Origin of the sequence: Promicromonospora umidemergens (genome assembly GCF_024171995.1) — a bacterium.
In the GTDB taxonomy this organism is placed as follows: Bacteria; Actinomycetota; Actinomycetes; order Actinomycetales; family Cellulomonadaceae; genus Promicromonospora; species Promicromonospora umidemergens.
Window position 1 is genome coordinate 49,480 of the sequence record NZ_JAMTCT010000020.1, and the last position, 20,462, is coordinate 69,941.

Consider the following 20,462-nt stretch of genomic DNA (forward strand, 5'->3'; position numbering starts at 1 on the left):
TGTGCCCTGGAGGCGGCCGCACGCCACCCGCCCTCGGTGGCCGGCCCGACGCCTGCGATAAAACAGCACGAGCGTGTCAGTGGCCGGTGGGACACTCGAGCCGTGCCAGAGACCGCGGCTCCACCCCGCTCCAACCCGTACGCAGCGGTCCTGCGCACCCCTGGAGCGCTCAGGTTCTCCGCGGCCGGCTCGCTCGCCCGTCTGCCCATGTCGATGGTCGGCATCGGCGCCGTGCTCATGGTGCAGGGCCTCTACGACAGCTACGCCATGGCAGGCCGGGTGGCTGCGGTGCTGGGGCTCGCGCAGGCCTTCATCGCCCCACAGATCGCGCGCTGGGTGGACCGCCGTGGCCAGCGGACGGTGCTGCTGCCCGCACTCGCCGTGTCCGCCGTCGGCCTGGGCGGGCTCGTCACCGCCGCCGTGCTGGGCGCTCCCGAGTGGGTGCTGTGGCCGTTCGCCGTGCTCGCCGGCGGTAGCCAGGGCTCGTACGGCTCCATGGTCCGCGCACGCTGGAACCATGCGCTCGACGACCCGCGCCGTCTGCACACCGCCTACTCGCTGGAGTCGTCGATCGACGAGCTGGTCTACATCGTCGGCCCGGTGCTCGCCACGGTGCTCGCGACGGCGGTCGCGCCGCCGTCGGCCCTGGTCCTCGCCCTGGCGGTGGCCGTGGTGGGCGGCCTGCTGTTCCTGGTGCAACGCGCCACGGAACCGCCCGTCGTGGTGCCCGACGCCGAGGTGCGCAGCCGCCCCGTCGTGCTCACGCCCGGCATGCCGGTGATGGTGCTCGTCTTCGTCGCGATGGGCATGATCTTCGGCTCCATGGAGGTCGCTACCGTGGCGTTCGCAGAGGAGCTGGGCAACAAGGGGATGGCCGGCGTCGTGCTCGCGATCTTCGCGCTCGGCTCGATGCTCGCCGGACTCACCTACGGTGCCAGGCACTTCACCAGCCCTGCGGCGCGTCGGTTCGTGATCGGGATGGCGGCGCTCGGCCCGGGGATGTCCCTGTACTTCCTCGCGAGCTCGCTCTGGACCCTCGCAGTCGTGCTGTTCGTGGCCGGGCTGGCGGCAGCGCCCACCATCATCACCGGGAACGGCCTGGTGCAGGACATGGTCGGTAAGCACCAGCTCACCGAGGCCCTCACGTGGGTAGGCACCTCGATCGGCATCGGAGCCTCCCTCGGCGCATGGCTCGCCGGGGCACGCGTGGAGGCCGCGGGGGCGGACGCGGGCTTCCTCGTCACCGTGGGAGCTGCGTGGTTCGCCACCCTGCTGACCCTGGCCGCGAGCCGCACGCTCCGGCGCCAGTCGGCGGGGCGTTGACGGGCGCGCCGCACTTCACCCTCTTGACGCCCAGATGGCAAGCGCCCGCCTGATACGTTGCATCCGACTTTTCCAAATCTTCACGAACGGAACCGGGATGCTCGTCTTCATCATCATCGGTCTTCTCGGGCTCGCGATCGCCGTCGCCTCGCTCGTGTTCGGCGACTTCCTGGACCTGGCAGACGGCGCCCTCTCGGGCACCTCGCTGGGCGCTGGAGGGATGCTGTTCGGCGCGACCGGCATGGTCGTGCTCTCCTCCGGCCTCGAGCCGTGGGTCGCCTACCCGGCGGGGCTCGTCGTCGCGATCCTGGTGATCGTCCTCGTCAACGTGCTGCTCAAGCGCCTCAAGGCGGGTGACGACGGCGCCCCCGTGTCGCTCGTGGGCGCTCAGGGCTCCGTCACGTCCGACGTCGACCGTGGCCACGGCGAGGTCTCTCTCGATGCCGTCACGGAGCTCGAGACCCGGCTGGCCTTCTCCGACGAGCCCATCGAGCACGGCACGCGGATCGTCGTCGTCGAGCAGCACGGCGCGCGCGTCAAGGTCGAGCCCGTGCCGCGCTGAGTCCCGGGCACCAGCAGTCCCCCTCTCCCCGCACAACCACATATCCGGCCGGGACCATCCGCGTGCCTGGCCACCCCAAACCCCAGGAGCCGGCATGGAACTGACAGGTCAACTAGTGGGCGTCATCGCCGTAGTAGCAGGCGTGCTCGCGATCTTCCTCGTCCTCGCGTTCGTCGCGAGCCGCATCCGGCGCGTACCGCCGAACGAGGCCCTGATCATCGTGGGCCGTGGCGCCGGGAAGTCCGAGGCCCAGCTGGCGAGCCAGCGCGTCGTCGTGGGCGGCCGGGCATTCGTGTGGCCGGTGCTGCAGCAGGGCTTCGCGATCTCTCTGGAGCAGCGCCAGATCGGCATCACCGTCGAGGGTGTCGACAAGAACCGCATCAAGATCGCGATCAAGGCGTCGATCAACTTCAAGGTGCGCGGTGACGAGGAGGGCGTCCGGCGGGCGGCCCAGCGCTTCCTGTCGCAGCAGCACCTGCTGACCGAGATCATCAAGGAGTCCCTCGAGGGCTCGCTGCGGTCGATCGTCGGCGACATGACGATCGAGCAGATCATCTCGGACCGCAAGGGCCTCTCCGACCGCGTGGTCCAGTCCACGAAGACCGACCTCTCCGAGCAGGGCCTCCAGGTCGACCTGCTCAACATCTCCGACATCTCGACCCCGGGATCGGACTACCTCGCGAACCTCGGCCGCGCCGAGGCCGCCAACGCCCGGCAGCTCGCCGAGGTCTCCGAGGCGGAGGCCAACCGTGCCTCCGAGTTCGCCGTGATCGAGGCAGCCGAGCAGATCGCAGAGCGCAAGAAGGCGCTCGACCTCAAGAAGGCCACCATCAAGGCCGTGACGGACAAGGCGAACGCCGAGGCCGACGCCGCCGGCCAGCTCGCCCGTGCCGAGCAGGACCGGCTCGTGGCCCAGCAGGAGCGCGAGGCCATGGCCGAGAAGGCGCGCGTGGAGCAGGAGCGCCTCGACATCGAGGTCCGCAAGCCGGCCGAGGCTCAGGCCTACGCAGAGGTGCAGGGCGCCAACGCCCGCCGTGACGCCGAGAACGCGGCCACGGAGGCCGAGGCGTACAAGCGCACCACCATCGCCCAGGCGAACAAGACGGCAGCTCTGCAGGACGCCGAGGCGTCCGCCGAGTCGGTGCGCCGCGCCGGTGAAGCCGAGCGCGACCGGCAGGTCGCCCTCGCCGCCGGTGTCGAGGCCGAGGGCCGGGCGCGCGCCATCGCCGTCGAGGCCGAGGGCCTCGCCGAGGCCACCGCCATCGACGCCAAGGCCGAGGCACTGCGCAAGTACGGTGAGGCAGCCCTGGTGCAGGAGCTCATCGAGCGGATGCCCGACATCGTCCGCGCCGCCGCCGAGCCCATGGCCTCGATCCAGGGCATGACCGTGATCTCGACCGACGGCGCCTCCGCCATCACCAAGAACGTGGCGTCCGTGATCGGCGAAGGCCAGGGCGTCATCAAGCAGCTCACCGGCGTGGACATCAACCAGCTCATCTCGAACCTGGCCGGCCCCACCAACGGCGCCGCCCCCACCGAGGCCCCGGGGGCAGCCGGGAAGAACTGACCCACTTCCCGAACCGTCGAGTGCTGGGTATCCGTCGGCTCCGAACGTTTTTGAGCCAACAGATGCCCGGCACTCAACGGTCAGGGGGTCGGGTGGCGGGCGTCGTAGCGCCAGAAGTCAGGGGTCAGGCGGACCACCAGCCAGAGCAGCACCAGGCACGTGAGGCCGCCGACGACGGCAGCCCAGCCCTCGCCGAACCACGTCGCCTCGACGCCGAGGACCATCTCCCCGAGGCGCGGCCCGCCGGCGACCACCACGATGAACACGCCCTGCAGACGCCCGCGCATATGGTCCGGCGTCGCGGTCTGCAGGATGCTCTGCCGGAACACCGAGGAGATGCTGTCGGACCCGCCAGCGAACGCGAGCGCGATCCCCGCCGCCACGACGGCCCAGACGATCACCCCGTCCGGTGAGCCTCGGCCCACGAGCACGAGGACGAGCCCGAAGGCGGCGATCGACGCACCCCACGCCGTGATCGCCCAGATGATCACCTGCCCCTGCATGCGCATGCGCGTCAGCCCGCCGGAGAACACGCTCGCGAGGACGCCGCCGACCGCGAACGCCGCGGCGAGCACACCCGTCGTCGTCTCGCCGCCGCCGAGGTAGACGACGCCGGCAGCTGGCCACAGGACGCGCGGGAAGGACAGGACCATGGCGCAGATGTCGACGAGGAACGTGGTGCGCACGTTGGGCTGGGTGGCGAGGTAACGCAGGCCGTCCAGGACCGACCGCAGCCCGACGGCCCGCACGCGGCCCCGGCTGTTCAGCACGACGCCGACGGCGGCGTCACGCTCCGGCGGCACCGGCGGCAGCCGGAACACCGACCAGAGCGCCGCGAGGAACAGCACCATGTCCAGCGTGTAGGCCCAGGCATAGTCGAGCTGGGCCACCAGCACGGCGCCGATCAGCGGCCCTCCGGTCAGCGCGACGTTCATGGAGAGCGTCGCCAGCGCGTTGGCCGCCGGCAGGAGCTCCTTGGGGAGCAGGCGCGGGATGATCGCCGACCGGGCCGGGTTGTTGATGGCGAACGCCGCGCTCTGCAGGGCGACCAGCCCGTACAGCAGGTCCACCGACTCGACCTCGAACCAGGCCTGCGCCGCGATGGCCGCCACGACGACCCACAGGACCGACGAGGACAGGAGCGAGACCTTGCGCCGGTCGTAGTGGTCCACGAGCGCCCCGCCGTACAGGCCGAGCGCTACGAGCGGGACCAGCGAGAACAGGCCCAGCAGACCTACCGCGAGGGTGGATCCGGTCAGGGCGTAGATCTGCAGGCCCACCGCCACGATGGTCACCTGGGTGCCGATGTTCGAGATCGACAGCCCGATCCACAGACGCCGGTAGTCCGGTGACACCCTCAGCGGGGTGATGTCGGCGAGCAGATGGCGCATGGTGCCCCGATCGTAGGCCTCGTCCGGTGTACGGCCGGGTGCGTCGGAGTGAGATGCCCCTCCCGTGCACGCCAGAGCGGGGGCTCAGGACACCCCCCGATGTCCTGAGCCCCGCTCTGTACTGTCCTGGTCCGCGGGCCGGGGCGCCCCCCAGCGGCGCCCCGACCCTCGAACCTACCGACCCGGGCCTGGGTCGGTCTTCGTTCGTGAGCCACCTTGATGGCTCACGGACGAAGGCCGAACCCGGATCGATTGCCGACCGGTAGAGCGTGGTCGAGCCACGCTCTACCGGCGACGCATTCGGAGCGCCGCGATCCCCAGCCCCAGAAGGAGCGAGATCAGCGAGAGCTGCCCCGTGATCATGTGGCCCGTCTCGGCGAGGGATGCGTCGGGCACCTGCTGTGCCGGCTCCGCCTCCGCCTCGGGCTCGGTCGATGTGCCACGCAGGTCTTCGTCCAGGCCGCCCGCCAGCATGGTCCCGCTGCTGGACGTCAGGACAGGACCGGCCTTGCCGCCCCACGCGAGGTCGACTCCCCCGGCGGGGAGGGACTCGCCCGGACCAGGCGTAGCAGCGGGCCTGCCGTGGTCCTCCTGGGCTCTCGGCCCAGAGTCGTCGGTGCTCGGGGTGCCGGTGCTGGAGCCACCTGAACCAGGGCCGACGACGATCGGCCCGGCCGCTCCCCCGCTGGGCAGCTCGCCACCGGAGTACCCGGTGTGCGGCTCAGTGGTGCGTGGCTGCGCGGTGCGCGGCTCCGTGGTGTGCGGCTCCGTGATGTCAGGTCCGTCGGTCCCAGGCTTGCCCGTGCCGGGACGCTCCGTACGAGGTCCGGCATCATGACCGCCGGTACCTGGACGATCAGTTCCATGGTCCGCTCCGGGGCCACCGCTCCCGGGGCGACCCGTTCCGGGTCGGTCAGCTCCAGGAGCGTCGGCTCCCGGCTCGCCCGTCCCCGGCTCGCCCGTCCCCGGCTCGCCCGTCCCCGGCTCGCCCGTTCCAGGCTCGCCCGTTCCAGGCTCCTCCGTTCCAGGCTCCTCCGTTCCCGGCTCCTCCGTTCCAGGAGGGTCGATGGTCCCGGGGCCATCGGTGCCGGGGTCGGTACCCGGCTCATCCGTGCCCGGCTGACCTGTGTCAGGGCCCTCCGGCAGCAGCCCCTCGGCGCCGCCCGGCAGGCCACCCGTCAGCAGGTCGTCGACCAGGCCGTCGCCACCCAGCGTCCCGTCGACCACCGCGGCCACGACCGGATCCGACAGCCCGTCCCCTGCGGCGTACGCGGAGGAGGCGCCGACGACCACGAGGCCACCCGCGACAAGTGCCGTGTACAGCACTCGCCGGATGTTTCTGTCCATGACTCTCTCCTTGCCTGGCGTGGAGCCGACGGCAGATTCGCCGTCGGGAGGTGCCGCACGCGAAGGCGCGGCCCAGCCAGGTCAGGCAGGAGAGACAGGTATATCCGTATAGCTGCTCGACAGCTTGCCGCGCGACTCGTCGGTCGCCACGCGCCAGGAGCGCGCCCGGAAGAGGAGCAGGGCCGAGAGCACCGCGAGAACCTCGCCGCCCAGCACCTTCAGCTGCGGCGCACCGCCACCCAGGAGTCCGCCGGCACCCGCGACGACCGCGTTTCCCGCGCCCCCGGCGGCGAACGGGAAGCCCGCGCCGAGGGGGCCCGCGCCACCCGCTCGGACGACACCCGCCGTCGCGACACGCAGGGCGAGCGTGGTGTCCGCCGCGGTGGCGCCCCGGGGAACGCTCATCCGCATCGGGTCGAGCGTCGCGTGCTGGACTCCGGTCGAGGCCCGGACCATGACCGCGACGTCACCGGGAGCCCGCAGCGCTGGCGGGTACGTCGGCTCGGCGCCGGCGACCTGCTCGACCGGGACCACCGTGCTGACGCCGCCCGGCACCGCGGGCTGGGTGGAAGGCTCCGGCACCAGGACGCCGGGCACCGGAGGGAGCGGCTCGATGACCGGAGTGAGTACCTCGCCGACGGGCAGCACGACGGGCGGGACCGTCTCCGTCACAGGAGCGGTCACGGGTTCGAGCGCCCGCACGATCGGGGTCGTCACATCGCCCACGACGTCGGTCACCGGAGAGACGGCGCCCACGACCGGCTTCAGCAGGCCGTCGGACACAGGGGCGAGCGGAGAGGTGACCTGTCGGACCAGGTCCGTCGCCGGCGTCAACAGCCCGCCCTGGGAACCGGTCACCGGTTCGACGACCTCACCGACCTGCTCGGCGACGGGCTTGAGGACCGGGTCGGAGACCTGCTCGACGATCTCGGCGGCGTGCCCGACGGGCTTCTCCGTGAGCTGCGCGACGGCCTCGCCCACCGGCTCGGTCACCCCCGTGCGGACCTGCTCGGTGACCGGCTTCAGCAGACCGTCAGTGATCGGCGTCAGCGTGCCCTCGACCGTTCCGGTAGCCGGCCCGTCCACCTTCCCGGCCGGCTCGGCGGACGGCGCAGCGGGTGCGCGTTGCGGCGCAGGCTCAGTGGCCTTTCTGGTCGCGGGAGCAAGCGGCTCCAGCTCAGGCGGCTCCGCTGCCGCCGGGCGACCGGTGACCTGATCGGCCGCATCTGCGGGATCTGCCGCAGGCCTGGTCAGCCCGAGGGTGTCCGTGGTTCGCGTGACGGTCTGCGCCGTCGCCTCCACCGAGCCGCTGAGGGCAGAGCCGAGCAGGTCGCGCTCCGCGGCGCCCGAGGGGGCCGCGAGCGTGACCCCGAGGGCGAGACCTGCTGCACCGAGGGCGACGGATCCGACGGCGCGCGCGACGGCGCGACGGAGGTGGCCCCCCGTGCTCGTCAGCGCGTCCTTCGACATCGGTCTCCCGCTCTCCGGCCCGAAGCGGGCCGCCAGCAGACATGCATTCACATTTAATCTGCTCGGGGTCACGGAGATCGGCAACCGCACACCTGCGGTTTGCGGATCAAAGATTTTGTGCTCAGAACCGCGACATGTCGGAAACTCGCGTCATCTCACCGATCTCGCGCCAATCGGCATGGTCCAGCCGGGTCACGAACCTGCGGGTGAACTGTCTGGATCAGCCGACCGTAGCCCCGAAGACGAGCCCGAGCACGTAGGTGACGCCCGCCGCGCCGAGGCCGATGGCGATCTGGCGCAGCGCTCTGGTGAGCGGTGAGGTCCCGGACAGCAGGCCGACGACGGCGCCCGTCACCAGCAGCGCGAGCCCGACCAGGGCGGTCGCGACGACCACCGCGACGAGTCCGTCGAGACCGAACAGGTAGGGCAGCACCGGCACCACCGCGCCCGACGCGAAGAAGCAGAAGGACGAGATCGCCGCGCCCCACGCGGTCCCGTGCGTCTCGAGCTCGTCCGCCTCGGCGGCGCCGTCCGCCGGGCGGTCCTGGACCGGCGCCTCCTGCACCCACAGGAGCGGACCCTGGTGCTCGACGGGCGAGACCGCGAGCCCGGCGAGCACCGCGTCGGCGTGCGCCGTCGCGTCCTCGACGCTCATCCCCCTCGCGCGGTACACGAGCGCGAGCTCGTTCGTGTCGACATCCAGGTGCGGCAGGGCCGCACCGGTAGCGGGCGACGGCGACGACGCCTCGAGCAGCTCCCGCTGCGACCGCACCGACACGAACTCCCCTGCGCCCATCGAGAGCGCGCCCGCGAGGAGGCCGGCCAGCCCGGACAGCAGCACGGTGCTCGTCGCCACACCGGAGGCGCCGATGCCGAGCACGAGCGCGAGGTTCGACACCAGCCCGTCGTTCGCGCCGAACACCGCGGCACGGAAGGTGCCGGACAGCCGGTTCCGGCCCCTGGTGGCCAGAGCACGCACCACCTCTTCGTGGATCTGCTCGTCGGCCGCCATGGCCACGGTGGCGTCGGCGTCGTGCGCGTACGACGACCTGGCCTCGGCACGCTGAGCGAGCGCCAGCACGAAGACCCCGCCGAAGCGGCGGGCGAGGAACCCGAGCGCCCGGGTGCGGAGGTCGCCACGCACGGGCGCGCCGACGTCGGGGCCCAGGAGCGCGAGCCAGTGCGACTCATGTCTCTTCTCCGCGCGCGCGAGCGCGAGCAGGATGTCTCGCTCCTCACCGGTGCGCCGGCCGGCCAGGTCGCGATAGACCGCCGCCTCGGCTCGCTCGTCCGCGAGCAGCCTGCGCCACCGCCGGATGTCGGCACGTGTCCGACGGCGGGCCGGGTGCAGCTCCTGCGCTCGCTCGGCGGGCGTGGGGATGCGCTGGGACGAGCGGCGGGCCGGGTCGGACGGCGGGTCGGAGGATCGCTGAGGCACTCCGCCATCATGCCCACGGATCACGTGGCGTGGGTTTCGTGGCTCCAGGGCCCGAGGTTCGACCTGCCGAACTCTCTGCCTCCCGGGCCCGAACCTGCCGTCTCCCGGCCTGCCGTACGGATTCGCGGGCGGAAGGATGCACAATGGACGCCGTGATCATCGTCAGCACGCACGGGTCGGCCGCACCCGGCGGCGCGATCGGATGGGCGTGGATCAACCACGCGGGTGGCCAGTTCGACTCGGGCGGCGCTGCCCGGGGAAACGACCAGGTGGCCGCGCTCTCGGCGTTGTTGCGTGCGGTCGAGGCCCACCCCGGTGACGAGCCCCTGCTCGTCGAGTCCGGTTCGCAGTACGCCATCCGGTCGGTGTCCGAGTGGTCCGATGGATGGAAGCGCAACGGCTGGCGTTCCCCGTCCGGCGACCCCGTCCCGAACCTCGACCTGGTACAGGCCATCGACGCCGCCGTCACGGAACGCACCGGCCCGGTCCGGTTCCACTGGGTGCGGGGACACGTTGGCAACCCGTACAACGAGCGGGTGGACCAGCTCGCCGGCTTCGCCGCCGAGGAGTGGGACGCGGGACGTGGCGGTGTCGGCGAGATGCTGGTCCCCGACGCCGGGATGATTCCCGACGCCGAGCTGCGCGGCAGCGTCCTCGTCGCCGGACCGCGGGAGCCCGAGGCCCCCAAGCCCGTCCCTGCACCGGCGGTCGCCGGCGCGACGTGGGAGTCCGGAACTCTCTTCTGACGCGTGCTCCCCGGCGGGCCCCGGCCTGGCGCTCGGGCCCTGCCGGGGCGCTGATCGGCTAGCGGCCGAGGCGCAGCAGCTCGTCCGGTGTGCGCGTGTCCGGCGCGATGCGGCCGGCGGTGACCGGGTCGGCGTCGTCGACGTCGTCGTCCTTCGTCGCGGCCGCCCGCACGAAGAGCGGGACGGGCCGCGCCGTGCGGGCGCTGAACTCCAGCCGGTCGGCGACGGCGCGAGCGTGCTGCGCCATCTCGTGCGCGATCGTGATGCTCTCGCCCAGGTACGCGCTGGGGTCGATCAGGCGACGGATCTCGTCGCGGTCGAAGTAGGCGCTGACCGTCGTGTTCCGCACCAGCAGGTCGAGGAACTGCGCGTCGCCGACGGCCGACTCCTGCGCCACCTCGTACACGACCTCGTGCGCCTTCTGCCGGCCGATGCGCTCGCCCAGCTCCATCATGAGCGACTCCGAACCGATGAGCCCCTCGCTCAGCGCGAGGTTGGCGCGCATCCGCTGCTCGTCCAGCTCGAGACCGTCGAGGATGACGTCGAGCCGGGTCAGGATGTCGCCGCCGAGCACGGTGGCGCGCTTCACCGTCTCCTCCAGGAGATCGGTCATGCCCCCGTTGGCCTCGTGGTCGTGCTGCATCGACTCGAGCGCCGGCGCGGCGAGGGCGCGCAGCTGAGCGCTCATCGACAGCAGGTCGAGGGCGAGCTGCGGATTGCGCTTGTGCGGCATGGTCGAGCTGCCGACCGTGCCGTCCGGGATGGGCTCGAACGCCTCGCCGAACTCCGGCTGCATCATCGAGTAGATGTCCTTGCCGATCTTGCCGGCGGTCCCGGCGACCTGGCCGAGGACGAGCACCAGCTCGACGATGCCGTCGTTGATGGCGCGCGACGGCACCGGCATGGTGCCCAGCCCGAGATGCTCGGCGACGCGACGCTCGACCTCACGCCCGGCGGGCCCGAACGACGCGAACGTACCGACGGCGCCGCCCATGAGGACCCGGAACAGCCGGTCCTCGAGGCGCTCCAGCCGGTCGGTGTGGGCCGCCAGCTCGTCGATCCAGACGGCCACCTTGAACCCGAACGTGACCGGCACCGCGTGCTGGCTGTGCGTGCGGCCGGCCATCGGCACCGCGGCGGACGCCTCCGCCAGCTTCGACATGCCGCGCAGCACCTTGGCGAGCAGGTCCTTGACCGCACGGTGCGCGTCGCGCAGCACCAGCACGTCGGCCGTCTGGGTGATGTTCTGCGTCGTGGCGCCCCAGTGCACCCACCCGCCGTACTCGCGTCCGACCACCCGCGCGAACTCCTCGATGAGCGGCATCAGGGGGTGGCTCGCCGACACCGTCTCGGCCGCCACCCTGACGAGGTCCAGCTTCTCGATCTGCGCCGCCTGAGCGATGGCCTCGCCTGCCGGTTCCGGGATCAGACCGACCTCGGCCTCTGCGAGCGCGAGCGCGGCCTCGACGTCGAGCCTCGCCTGGAATCGGTTCTCGACGCTGAAGAGGTGCGCGATCCCGGCGTAGGGCACGCGTCCGTCAGTGAAGTGTCGAATCGATTCGCTGTACATTGCTGGGTTCCCCACTCAGTTTTGTCTCGTACGTGACCGGACGCGCTCTGGCAGACCGGTCCCTTGCGTGGGGTCGACCTGCCGGCGAGCTCGTTCTCCACCTCGCACCGGCTGCCGCGGGACCTTGCCCGCCTACCTGCCTGCCGTGCTGCACGCGCTGTGCCGACTGCTCGATGCACAGACCTGCTGTTCCGAATCGTGGAAGAAGTCGCCTTCTCCAGGTTAGCGGAACTGTTTCGGGAATGTAACGCGGGTGAGGTCCGTCACAGGCGTTCGCGCGTAGAGAGCCCGGCCGCACGCGCCACTGGGGCGTGCGGCCGGGCTCTCGGGCGAGGTACGAGCTGTTCGGCGGCGAGTGCCGCGCGAGTCAGCCTGCAGCGGCTTCGTCGGCCGGGGCTTCGTGTTCCTCGTGCTGGGACACGTAGGTGTCGGCGACGCTCCGATGCAGGAGCGTGGTCCGGCGAGGGTTGGCGATGGAGTGGTGCTGGGCGTCGTTGGCGTCCGTCATGGTCCTCCTCCGGTGCAGGCGTACGGGCTACGGTGCACGTGGTTCACCGCTGGGTGTGCGGATCAACCATTTTGATTGATACCGAGTCGCGCCGTCGACCGAAGAGGCTGTGATATGGGCCTCACCGCACCGTCAGAACTTTGTTGCGGGCGCGATCGTTGCGGCTACCTGCCCGTTCTGGGCGCAACGGTCGCGCTCGCAGCGAGAGGGCGGACGTGGTGGGTCGTGGGGAACAGCTGGTAGCGGCCCGCTGCCAGGCCCCAGAGGCCGCGCGGCGCGAGGAGCACCACGGCCACCGCCACCGCCCCCAGCACCACCAGGTACCAGGTGCCGAGCGGCGCGAGAGCCTGCTGGAGCACCCAGTACAGGACCGCCCCGACGATCGGGCCCTCGATGGTCCCGATTCCGCCGACCACCACGATGAAGATCATCGCGGCGGTCCAGTTCACGGAGTAGATCGACCCAGGGGTCACGCCAAGCGTGCTCAGGGCGATCAGGGCGCCCGCGAGCGCCGCGCCGGCCGATCCGGCGACGTACACGAGGCGGCGTCCGCGGTCCACGGCCACGCCGAGGCTGCTCGCGGCGACGCGGTCGTCACGGATCGCCGTGAGCCCGAGTCCCACGCGGGAGCGCATGAGCAGGTAGGTCCCGAGCACGACGGCGACCATGAGGGCCAGCGCGAACCAGTAGACGAAGGCCACGCGCTCCACCCGGTCGGTCCCGCGGAACGCGCTCAGGGACAGGCCCGTCCCGCCGCCGAGCCCGTCGATCTGCATGGTGACCAGGCGGAATACCTCGGCCACCACCCAGGTCCCGATCGCGAAATACCCACCGGCCAGGCGGAAGACGAGGTAGCTCGTCGGCAGGGCGATCGCGGCGCCGACCAGGCCGGCGGCCAGGACGGCCGCCCACGGCGGTGCGCCGACGGCGTCGGCGAGCTGGATCAGGGCGTACCCGCCCACGCCGACGTAGGCCTGCTGGCCGACGCTCACCATGCCGCCGTACCCGGCGAGCAGGTTCCAGGTGGTACCGAGTATCACGAGGGCGAAGAGCATCACCAGGCTCGACAGCGCGCCGAGGGTCACCGCGTACGGCACGACGGCGGCGAGCAGCACCACCACGAGGAGCATGGCTCCGCCGCCGACCCAGGATCCACGCCCGCCCCGCGTGACGGTGGGGGCGGTCGGCGGGGTCGCGGGCGGGGTGCTGGGCGCTACGGCGGCGGGGCCGCTCATGCCGGCACGCTCCTCGGCATCAGGCCGCCCGGCCGGACCACCAGGACGGCGAGGAAGACGAGGTGCCCGGCGAGCACCCCGGACTGCGGGTCGATCTGTGCACCGATCGTCTGGGCCAGGCCGAGGACCACGCCGCCCGCGAGCGTGCCCCACAGCGAGCCGAGCCCGCCGATGATCACTGCCTCGAACGCGAACAGCAGCACGAGGTCCCCGTAGCCCGACGAGAACTGGGTGCTCATGCCGACGAACACGCCCGCCAGCGCCAGGGTCGCGAACGCGAGAGCCGTCGCGACGGCGTACATGTGCTTCGGGTCGACGCCCATCATGGCGGCGGCCCCCGCGTCGTCGGCGACGGCCCGCATGGCGCGGCCCGTCGCGGTGCGCGCCAGGAAGAGCTGGACCGCCGCGATGACCGCCACGGCGACCGCAAGGGTGATCAGCGGCAGCACGCCGACCGAGAGGTCACCGAGGGGCAGGCCCGCCGAGGCGAGGCCGCCCGTGGGGATCTTGCGGGTGTCCGCACTGAAGACCACCTGGAGCAGGTTGGTGAGGGCGACGGCGACGCCGAACGACACCAGCAGCGGCGCGAGCTCCCCCGCGCCGCGCGAGCCGCCGCCGCTGCCGCCGCGAGCACCCCCGCCGACCTGCGCGAGGGCCGGGTTGAACAGGCCGCGCTGCACCGCGTAGCCGAGGGCCGCGAACACCGGGACCACCACGACGACCGCGAGCCAGAGCGGGAGCCCCTGCTCCACCAGGACCAGCGAGAGGTACGCGGCCAGCACCGCGAGCACGCCGTGGGCCAGGTTGACGATGCGCATCACGCCGAAGATCAGCGACAGGCCGCAGGCCAGGAGCGCGTACTGCCCACCGAGCAGCACGCCCTGCACGCCGGCGTTGAGCCAGTCCATCAGGCCTCCGTCGGATCTGTTCGCGAGCCCCGGGTGATCCCGAAGTAGGCGTCGGCGACGGTGTCGCGGTCCAGGCCGGCAGCCTGGGCCTCCAGCACCGTCCGGCCACCGAGCAGGCACTGGACGCGGTCGGCCACGCGCAGCGCCTGGTCCAGGTCCTGCTCGACGACGAGCACGGTGGTGCCCTCCGCCGTGATGCGCCGTACGGCGTCGTAGAGCTGTGTCACCACGGTCGGCGCGAGCCCGAGCGACACCTCGTCGAGCAGCAGCACCCGTGGGTTCGCCAGGAGCGCCCGGCCGATCGCCACCGCCTGCTGCTGCCCGCCGGACAGGACGCTGCCTCGCCGGTCCTTCATCTCCGCCACCAGCGGGAACATGTCGTAGACCGCGCGCAGGTGCCACGGCCCGGCGCGCTTCGGGAAGCGGCCCATGAGCAGGTTCTCCTCGACGGTGAGCGACCCGAAGATGCGCCGCCCCTCCGGGACGAGCACGATCCCACGCCGCACCCGCCGGTGGGCGGGCAGCCGGGTGACGGGCTCGCCGTCGAGCAGCACCGTGCCCGACGTCGGCAGGTGGGTGCCGGCGAGCGCCGCCAGCAGCGTGGACTTGCCCGCTCCGTTGGCGCCGAGAACCGCGAGGGTCTCCCCCTCGGCGAGCGACAGGGCCACGCCGTCGACGGCCGTCAGGTCGCCGTACCGGACCTCCAGACCGGTCACCTCCAGGACGCTCATGCGGTCTCCCCGGGGGGTGTGGTCGCCGGGTCCGGAGCCGGGTCCGTCACCGCGTCGACGGTCGAGCCAAGGTAGACCTCGATCACCTCAGGACTGCGGATCACGTCGTGCGGGTCGCCCTGCGCGATCACCTCACCGGCGGCGAGGCACATCAGCCGGTCCACGACGTCGAGCAGCGCGTGCAGCACGTGCTCGATCCAGACCACCGCCACGCCGTCGTCCCGCAGGCTGCGGACCAGGCGCACGACCTGGGGCAGCTCGCGGTCGGTGAGCCCCCCGGCGATCTCGTCCAGCAGGAGCAGCCGCGGGCGGGTCGCGAGGGCCCTGGCGACCTCCAGCCGTTTGCGGTCCAGCAGGCGCAGGCTGCCCGACGGCGTGTTGGCCACCTCGGTCATGCCGGTCACCTCGAGCGCGTGCCAGGCCTGGGCGCCGGCGTCGTCCGCCGGTCCGGTCCTGGCGTGCCGCTGCCCCGCGAACGACGCCCCGACCAGCACGTTCTCGTACACGGTGAGGCCGCCGAAGGGCCGCGGCACCTGGTACGACCGCGCGATGCCCCGGTCCGCGCGGGCGGCGGCGCCGAGCCGGGTGATGTCCCGGCCGTCGAGCACCACGGTCCCGGCGTCGGCCCGCTGGGTGCCCCCGACGATGTCGAGCAGCGTGGTCTTGCCGGCACCGTTCGGGCCGACGAGGCCCAGTGCCTCGCCGGCCGCCACCTCGAACGACACGTCGCGGGCCGTGACGACCGGTCCGAAGCGCTTGGCGACGCCGGTCACCCGCAGCAAGGAATCGCTCACTTCAGGGGCTCGACCTCGCCGCCCGTCGGGATCTCCGGGGCGAGCTCGTTGGAGACCACCACGAGCTCGTAGGGGTTCTCGTCCTCGCCCTGCCCCTCGTCGAGCCGCCACTGGCCGCCGACGAGCGGCGTCTTCGCGACGTACGGCGGGACGCTGTCGTCGACGCCCCAGGCGACGTCGCCGACCACCGTGGAGACCTCGAGCGTCGACAGCGCCTCGGTGATCGCGTCCGGCTCGGTGGAGCCGGCCTCCTCCACTGCGGCGACCGTGATCTCGAACAGGGCCTCCGCGAAGCCGAGCGGCTGGGTCCACTGCTTGCCGGTGTCGGCCTCGTACTGGTCGGCCAGCTCCTGCGCGGTCTGCCCCGTCAGCGAGGACGTGAACGGCGCGGTCGGGTGCCACCACACCTCGGAGGTGAGGCCGTCCCCCGCGTTGCCCAGCGCCTCGACGGCCGACGGGAACAGCAGGGCCTTGCCGATCGTCGCGATCTTGGGCTGATAGCCCTGCTGCCCGGCCTGCTGCCAGAACGTGGTGAAGTCCGGCGGGATCGGCACGCCGACCAGGATGTCGTGGCCCTTGAACGCGGAGAGCTGCGCCGAGAAGTCCTGGGTTCCGTTCGGGTACAGGCCCGGGTCGTGGATGGTGACGCCGGTGTCCGCCGTGAGGGCTGGGAAGTTCGCGCTCCACGCCTGGCCGTCCGGATCGTTCGGGAACAGGCCAGCGGCCTTCTGGTTCGTGTCGACCTGGCCCCACATGTCCGCGTACACCGCGGACACGTCCTCGAGGCCCCAGAACGCGTGATAGCTGTACTTCAGGTCGGCTGGCTCGTCACCCTCCCGGATGGCGAAGGGCTGCCAGGGCGCGACCGTCGAGATGCACGGGACCGAGTTCGCCTCGCACTGCTCCGAGACGGGGTTGGTGATGTCCGGCGTCGAGGAGGTCAGCACCAGGTCGACGCCGTCGCTGTTGATCAGCTCGGCCGCCACCTCGCCCGCGCGGGCAGAGCTGGACTGCGAGTCCTTCGCGATGATCTCGACGGTGTGCTCGGTGCCGTCGATGGTCACCGGGTTGTCGGCGAACCACTGCTCCATGGCCTCGATCACGTAGGTGTTGGCCTCGCCGAACGGCGCCGACGGGCCGGTCTCGGTCGAGACGAAGCCGATCTTCAGGACGTCGTCGTCCCCACCGGCACCGACCGTGCCACCGCCCACCTCGCCGCAGCCCGCGAGTGCTCCGGCCAGCGCTGCCGTCGACGCCCAGGCCACTCCTGCCCGCACGTTCATGGACCGTCCGTTACGAACCATCGTCGTCACTCCATAGTCTGTGGTCGAGCCTGTTGTCAGCTGTGCCTTGCAGGTAGCGCTGGTCAGCCGGCCGGAGCCAGCACGATGTCGAACCGCGTGCGTGACCATGTGCCCACGATCGCCCGGCCGTCCGGCGTCGGCGTGCCCGCCGGCAGCTCCTCGAAGTCCTTGACGAGCGAGTCCTTGACGCCGAACACGGAGTCGGAGCCGAGCAGCTCATCGCCGCGCACGAAGATGTGGGTCACCAGCGTGCGCAGGCCAGGAGCGGTCACCATGAAGTGCAGGTGCGCCGCGCGCACCGGCGATCGGCCCGACGCCGCGAGCAGCGCGCCCACCGGACCGTCGTGCGGGATCGGGTACGGCGTCGGCGTCGTACCCCAGAACCGGTAGCCGCCATCGGCGTCCGAGAAGAGGTGCGCGCGGCCCGCGGTGCGGTCGTCGCCGTACTGGACGTCGTAGAAACCGTCCTCGTCGGCCTCCCACACCTCGATCCGGGCGCCCTGGACCGGGTCTCCCGCTGTGTCGGTGACCGTGCCCTCGACCCAGCACGGCTGGCCCGTCGCCCCGCCGGCGATGTCGCCGCCGTTGTCGACGCGGGGAGCGTCGTCCACGAAGAACGGGCCGAACACCGTGGCCTCGGTGGCGCCTCCGTGGGCCTCGTTGTTGATCGCGATGGTCTGCATGGAGGCGCCCAGCACGTCGGACAGCAGGATGAGCTCCTGCCGCTTGTCGTCGGTGAGGTGCCCGGCGGCGGTGAGGAACCCGATGCCCTGGTGCCACTCGTCCTCGGTGAGGCGCACCTCGCGCAGGAACGCGTGCAGATGCCGGGTCAGGGACTGCATGACGGTCTTCAGGCGCTCGTCGTCGGCGCCGTCGAACGACGCCGCCACCCGGTCGGTGAGCTCCTGCTCCCGGACCGCCTGCTCCCGGGCCGCCTGCTCGGCCGCACCGTCCGGGACCGGCTCAGCCATCCTGCTCGCTCCGGCCGAGCACCGACCGCAGCGCGTCGCCCAGCGCCCCTGCCGGGTCGGCGGCGAGCGTCTGTGCGCGCCACGCCACGTGGGAGTCCGGGCGGACCAGGATCGCGCCCGACTCCTCGACGCCCCGGATCTTCGCCCAGTCGTAGTAGGTGTCGATGACGTCCCGGCCCGGCCCGATGACCACTGCCTCGAGCCGCACGCCGGTCTCCTCGGCGACCTTCGCAGCGGCGTCGGCCCATGCCTCGCCCGCGATGCCGGTCACCAGCGTGAACTGCCCGTACGGGGCGAGGTCGTGGGTCGAGCGCTTGTGGCCGGCTGGGTCCGCCACCCACACGTGCGGGAACCGTGCCCCCGGGACCGTGGACTGTCTGTAGTAGAGCTCCGGGTCGCGCTCGTCCAAGGGCCGGGGCGATCCGTCGGACACGACGGCGGCCGACTCGTAGAACTGACCCATGTCCACGCCGTGCGCGTTGAACTCGTAGTTCTTCAGGTCCATGGCCTCGACGAGAGCCTTGCGCTTGGCCTCGCCCGCCGGGGTGTTGGCCTTGCGCTCGTCGATGGCGGCCTGCATAGCCTCTGGGGTCTGCGCGTCGAGCACCCCGAGGACCTCCATGAACCGGAACTCGCCGCCGGACTTGTTGGCCCGCAGCACTATCTGCTCGGCGATCGGCGCGCGCTCGGTCGAGTACGTGTCCAGCAGGGACGGCGCCGCCTGGCCGCCCAGGACCGCGGCGAGCTTCCACGCCAGGTTGTACGAGTCCTGGACCGACGTGTTCGAGCCCAGGCCGTTGCTCGGCGGGTGCCGGTGCACGGCGTCCCCGGCACAGAAGACCCGGTCCTTCTGCAGGTGCGTCGCGTACATCTGGTTGTTGCCCCAGAGCGAGTAGCCCGTGATCTCGACGTCCAGGTCGTCGACGCCGACGAGCTGGCGCACGATGTCGGCGGCCGCTGCGTCGTCGAGCTGCGGCGGGTCGCCCGCGATGTCGTAGCCCCAGACGATCAGCCACTCGTTCCACGGCCGGACCATGCGGACCAGGCCCGCGCCGATGCCGCCGACGTCGGAGCCAGGCTGCAGCACCCAGTACAGGACCGACGGGCGGTGGCCCACCAGGTGGGCGAGGTCGGCCTTGAACGTGATGTTCATGGAGCCGGCGATGTCCATGGCGCCCTCGAACGGGAGGTCGAGGTCGGCGGCGACCTGGGAGCGGGCGCCGTCGCCCCCGATCAGGTACTTGGACCGGATCGTGTACTCCAGGCCGGTGACCCGGTCGAGCACGCGGGTGCTGACGCCGTCGGCGTCCTGGGTGTGGCTCAGGTACTCCGTGGAGAACCGCGACTGCGTGCCGCGCTGGGTCGCGTTCTTCACCAGGATCGGCTCGAGGTAGGTCTGCGGGATGTCCACCGTGCGGGACGGCGAGGCGAGCCGGGCGTCCGCCTCGCGCGCCGGGTGCGTCTCCCAGGTGAGGATGCGGCCGATCTCCTCGCCGGCGATCGTCGTGCAGAACACCGTGTCGCCCACCAGCTCGTGCGGCGTGGCGTCCGCGAGGACCTGGTCCTCGATGCCCAGGTCCCGGAAGATCTCCATGGTCCGCTGGTTGGTGATGTGCGCGCGGGGCGTGTTCGCCGTCCAGCGGTACTTGGTGATCATGATGTTGCCGATCCCCAGGCTGGACAGGAACAGGGCAGCGGACGCACCGGCGGGCCCGGAGCCGATGACCAGCACGTCGGTCTCGACGACGACAGCGGTGGTGGCGGTGTTCATGAGCCCAGGATGGCGTGAGACCACCTCCCAGAAAAGGGCAAACCAGTAATATTTCGCAGATACCCCCAGACCGCCGGGCGAGCAGACGTGCGTGTCGCCCTCGGACGCAGGATGCTCGTTCCATGCCTACTCAGCCGACAGTCCTGAAGCCCTCGCGCGACCCGCAGCTCGTGCTCCTGCGGCACGGCGAGACCGAGTGGAGCGCGAGCGGGCAGCACACGGGACGCACCGACCTCCCGCTCACGACAGCAGGCGAGGAACAGGCGAGGGTCGCCGGGCTGGCCCTCGCCGACCACGAGTTCCAGGCCGTCTACACGTCCCCGCTGCTCCGGGCCCGGCGGTCGGCGGAGCTGGCGGGCTACCCCGACGCCGTCGTCGATGAGGACCTCGCCGAGTGGGACTACGGGCCCGTGGACGGCCGCACCTCGGCCGACGTCTCCGAGGAGCTGGGGCGGGAGTTCCTCATCTTCGACGACGGCGTGCGCATCCTGCCGCCGTCGGCCGAGCACGGCGACGGGCGGGCGGGCGAGACGCTGGACGAGGTCGCCGTGCGGGCGGCGCGGATGGTGGCCCGGGCAGAGGAGTCACTGACGGGCCGAGCCGGGCCAGCCGGACCAGCCGGGTCGGACGGCGGCGGGGACGTGCTGCTCGTCGCGCACGGCCACCTGCTGCGGGTGCTCGTCACCGTCTGGCTCGGCGTCGACCCGCGGCTCGGCTCCCGGTTCGAGCTGGGGACCGCCGCCGTCTGCCTGCTGGGCTACGGACACAACCTGCGCACGATCGAAGGATGGAACCTCGCCGCACAGTAGATCCCGGTCACGCAGTA

18 protein-coding genes are annotated in these 20,462 nt (G+C 71.8%); 5 read left to right on the top strand and 13 right to left on the bottom strand.

Annotated features, from left to right (window positions below; all coding sequences use genetic code 11):
* Positions 1 to 102: 102 nt before the first annotated feature.
* The 3 genes from APR04_RS23905 (at position 103) to APR04_RS23915 (ending at position 3,452) form a co-directional block, all read left to right on the top strand.
* The gene (locus APR04_RS23905; protein WP_253875204.1) at positions 103 to 1,323 is read left to right on the top strand and encodes an MFS transporter; all 1,221 of its coding nucleotides are present in this window, start codon (positions 103 to 105) and stop codon (positions 1,321 to 1,323) included.
* A 97-nt stretch (positions 1,324 to 1,420) separates the two neighbouring features.
* Positions 1,421 to 1,885, top strand: a complete 465-nt coding sequence (locus tag APR04_RS23910; protein WP_253875206.1) for an NfeD family protein — start codon at positions 1,421 to 1,423, stop codon at positions 1,883 to 1,885.
* Between the two features lie 94 nt (positions 1,886 to 1,979).
* The gene (locus APR04_RS23915; protein WP_253875207.1) at positions 1,980 to 3,452 is read left to right on the top strand and encodes a flotillin family protein; all 1,473 of its coding nucleotides are present in this window, start codon (positions 1,980 to 1,982) and stop codon (positions 3,450 to 3,452) included.
* Between the two features lie 80 nt (positions 3,453 to 3,532).
* Here the strand turns inward: APR04_RS23915 and APR04_RS23920 are convergent, their stop codons facing one another.
* The 4 genes from APR04_RS23920 to APR04_RS23935 all read right to left on the bottom strand — a co-directional run bounded on the left by APR04_RS23920 (position 3,533) and on the right by APR04_RS23935 (position 9,041).
* On the bottom strand, positions 3,533 to 4,843 hold the full coding sequence (locus tag APR04_RS23920; RefSeq protein ID WP_253875209.1) for an MFS transporter: 1,311 nt from the start codon (positions 4,841 to 4,843) through the stop codon (positions 3,533 to 3,535).
* A gap of 285 nt (positions 4,844 to 5,128) precedes the next feature.
* Entirely contained in the window at positions 5,129 to 6,190 is a 1,062-nt protein-coding gene (locus APR04_RS23925; RefSeq protein ID WP_253875212.1) for a hypothetical protein, read from the bottom strand.
* Between the two features lie 81 nt (positions 6,191 to 6,271).
* Positions 6,272 to 7,660 (bottom strand): hypothetical protein, encoded by a 1,389-nt coding sequence (locus APR04_RS23930; RefSeq protein WP_253875214.1) that lies wholly within the window; start codon positions 7,658 to 7,660, stop codon positions 6,272 to 6,274.
* A 220-nt stretch (positions 7,661 to 7,880) separates the two neighbouring features.
* Positions 7,881 to 9,041, bottom strand: a complete 1,161-nt coding sequence (locus APR04_RS23935; protein ID WP_372496168.1) for a VIT1/CCC1 transporter family protein — start codon at positions 9,039 to 9,041, stop codon at positions 7,881 to 7,883.
* Positions 9,042 to 9,241: 200 nt separating this feature from the next.
* On the opposite strand from APR04_RS23935, the gene APR04_RS23940 reads away from it, so the two are divergent.
* A complete protein-coding gene (locus APR04_RS23940; protein ID WP_253875215.1) occupies positions 9,242 to 9,844 on the top strand; it encodes a ribonuclease H family protein in 603 nt (200 codons plus the stop codon).
* Positions 9,845 to 9,902: 58 nt separating this feature from the next.
* Here the strand turns inward: APR04_RS23940 and APR04_RS23945 are convergent, their stop codons facing one another.
* The 9 genes from APR04_RS23945 to APR04_RS23985 all read right to left on the bottom strand — a co-directional run bounded on the left by APR04_RS23945 (position 9,903) and on the right by APR04_RS23985 (position 19,636).
* Positions 9,903 to 11,375 carry a class-II fumarase/aspartase family protein gene (locus APR04_RS23945; protein ID WP_253875217.1) on the bottom strand — a complete coding sequence of 491 codons (1,473 nt, stop codon included), beginning with the start codon at positions 11,373 to 11,375 and terminating at the stop codon, positions 9,903 to 9,905.
* A gap of 406 nt (positions 11,376 to 11,781) precedes the next feature.
* Complete coding sequence (locus APR04_RS23950) at positions 11,782 to 11,922, bottom strand: hypothetical protein (protein WP_253875219.1); 141 nt, start codon at positions 11,920 to 11,922, stop codon at positions 11,782 to 11,784.
* Positions 11,923 to 12,086: 164 nt separating this feature from the next.
* A complete protein-coding gene (locus APR04_RS23955; protein ID WP_253875221.1) occupies positions 12,087 to 13,157 on the bottom strand; it encodes a branched-chain amino acid ABC transporter permease in 1,071 nt (356 codons plus the stop codon).
* The gene (locus tag APR04_RS23960) at positions 13,154 to 14,065 is read right to left on the bottom strand and encodes a branched-chain amino acid ABC transporter permease (protein WP_253875223.1); all 912 of its coding nucleotides are present in this window, start codon (positions 14,063 to 14,065) and stop codon (positions 13,154 to 13,156) included. The genes APR04_RS23955 and APR04_RS23960 overlap by 4 nt, the downstream gene beginning before the upstream one ends.
* Positions 14,065 to 14,796 carry an ABC transporter ATP-binding protein gene (locus APR04_RS23965; protein ID WP_253875225.1) on the bottom strand — a complete coding sequence of 244 codons (732 nt, stop codon included), beginning with the start codon at positions 14,794 to 14,796 and terminating at the stop codon, positions 14,065 to 14,067. Before APR04_RS23965 ends, APR04_RS23960 begins: the two co-directional genes overlap by 1 nt.
* Positions 14,793 to 15,590 (bottom strand): ABC transporter ATP-binding protein, encoded by a 798-nt coding sequence (locus tag APR04_RS23970; protein WP_253875227.1) that lies wholly within the window; start codon positions 15,588 to 15,590, stop codon positions 14,793 to 14,795. Before APR04_RS23970 ends, APR04_RS23965 begins: the two co-directional genes overlap by 4 nt.
* Positions 15,587 to 16,894 carry an ABC transporter substrate-binding protein gene (locus APR04_RS23975; RefSeq protein ID WP_253875229.1) on the bottom strand — a complete coding sequence of 436 codons (1,308 nt, stop codon included), beginning with the start codon at positions 16,892 to 16,894 and terminating at the stop codon, positions 15,587 to 15,589. The genes APR04_RS23970 and APR04_RS23975 overlap by 4 nt, the downstream gene beginning before the upstream one ends.
* Before the next feature lie 62 nt (positions 16,895 to 16,956).
* Positions 16,957 to 17,865, bottom strand: coding sequence for a hydroxyquinol 1,2-dioxygenase (locus APR04_RS23980; RefSeq protein WP_253875231.1), 909 nt, complete (start codon positions 17,863 to 17,865; stop codon positions 16,957 to 16,959).
* A complete protein-coding gene (locus APR04_RS23985; RefSeq protein ID WP_253875233.1) occupies positions 17,858 to 19,636 on the bottom strand; it encodes an FAD-dependent oxidoreductase in 1,779 nt (592 codons plus the stop codon). The genes APR04_RS23980 and APR04_RS23985 overlap by 8 nt, the downstream gene beginning before the upstream one ends.
* 122 nt (positions 19,637 to 19,758) lie before the next feature.
* Here APR04_RS23985 and APR04_RS23990 point away from each other — a divergent pair, with 122 nt between their 5' ends.
* The gene (locus APR04_RS23990) at positions 19,759 to 20,445 is read left to right on the top strand and encodes a histidine phosphatase family protein (RefSeq protein WP_253875235.1); all 687 of its coding nucleotides are present in this window, start codon (positions 19,759 to 19,761) and stop codon (positions 20,443 to 20,445) included.
* The last annotated feature ends 17 nt before the right edge of the window (positions 20,446 to 20,462 follow it).

Coding starts and splice junctions, on each gene's coding strand:
- APR04_RS23910 (WP_253875206.1), top strand. CDS start 1,421: ATGCTCGTCTTCATCATCATCGGTCTTCTCGGGCTCGCGATCGCCGTC.
- APR04_RS23915 (WP_253875207.1), top strand. CDS start 1,980: ATGGAACTGACAGGTCAACTAGTGGGCGTCATCGCCGTAGTAGCAGGC.
- APR04_RS23920 (WP_253875209.1), bottom strand. CDS start 4,843: ATGCGCCATCTGCTCGCCGACATCACCCCGCTGAGGGTGTCACCGGAC.
- APR04_RS23925 (WP_253875212.1), bottom strand. CDS start 6,190: ATGGACAGAAACATCCGGCGAGTGCTGTACACGGCACTTGTCGCGGGT.
- APR04_RS23930 (WP_253875214.1), bottom strand. CDS start 7,660: ATGTCGAAGGACGCGCTGACGAGCACGGGGGGCCACCTCCGTCGCGCC.
- APR04_RS23940 (WP_253875215.1), top strand. CDS start 9,242: ATGGACGCCGTGATCATCGTCAGCACGCACGGGTCGGCCGCACCCGGC.
- APR04_RS23950 (WP_253875219.1), bottom strand. CDS start 11,922: ATGACGGACGCCAACGACGCCCAGCACCACTCCATCGCCAACCCTCGC.
- APR04_RS23955 (WP_253875221.1), bottom strand. CDS start 13,157: ATGAGCGGCCCCGCCGCCGTAGCGCCCAGCACCCCGCCCGCGACCCCG.
- APR04_RS23960 (WP_253875223.1), bottom strand. CDS start 14,065: ATGGACTGGCTCAACGCCGGCGTGCAGGGCGTGCTGCTCGGTGGGCAG.
- APR04_RS23965 (WP_253875225.1), bottom strand. CDS start 14,796: ATGAGCGTCCTGGAGGTGACCGGTCTGGAGGTCCGGTACGGCGACCTG.
- APR04_RS23975 (WP_253875229.1), bottom strand. CDS start 16,894: ATGGTTCGTAACGGACGGTCCATGAACGTGCGGGCAGGAGTGGCCTGG.
- APR04_RS23980 (WP_253875231.1), bottom strand. CDS start 17,865: ATGGCTGAGCCGGTCCCGGACGGTGCGGCCGAGCAGGCGGCCCGGGAG.
- APR04_RS23985 (WP_253875233.1), bottom strand. CDS start 19,636: ATGAACACCGCCACCACCGCTGTCGTCGTCGAGACCGACGTGCTGGTC.
- APR04_RS23990 (WP_253875235.1), top strand. CDS start 19,759: ATGCCTACTCAGCCGACAGTCCTGAAGCCCTCGCGCGACCCGCAGCTC.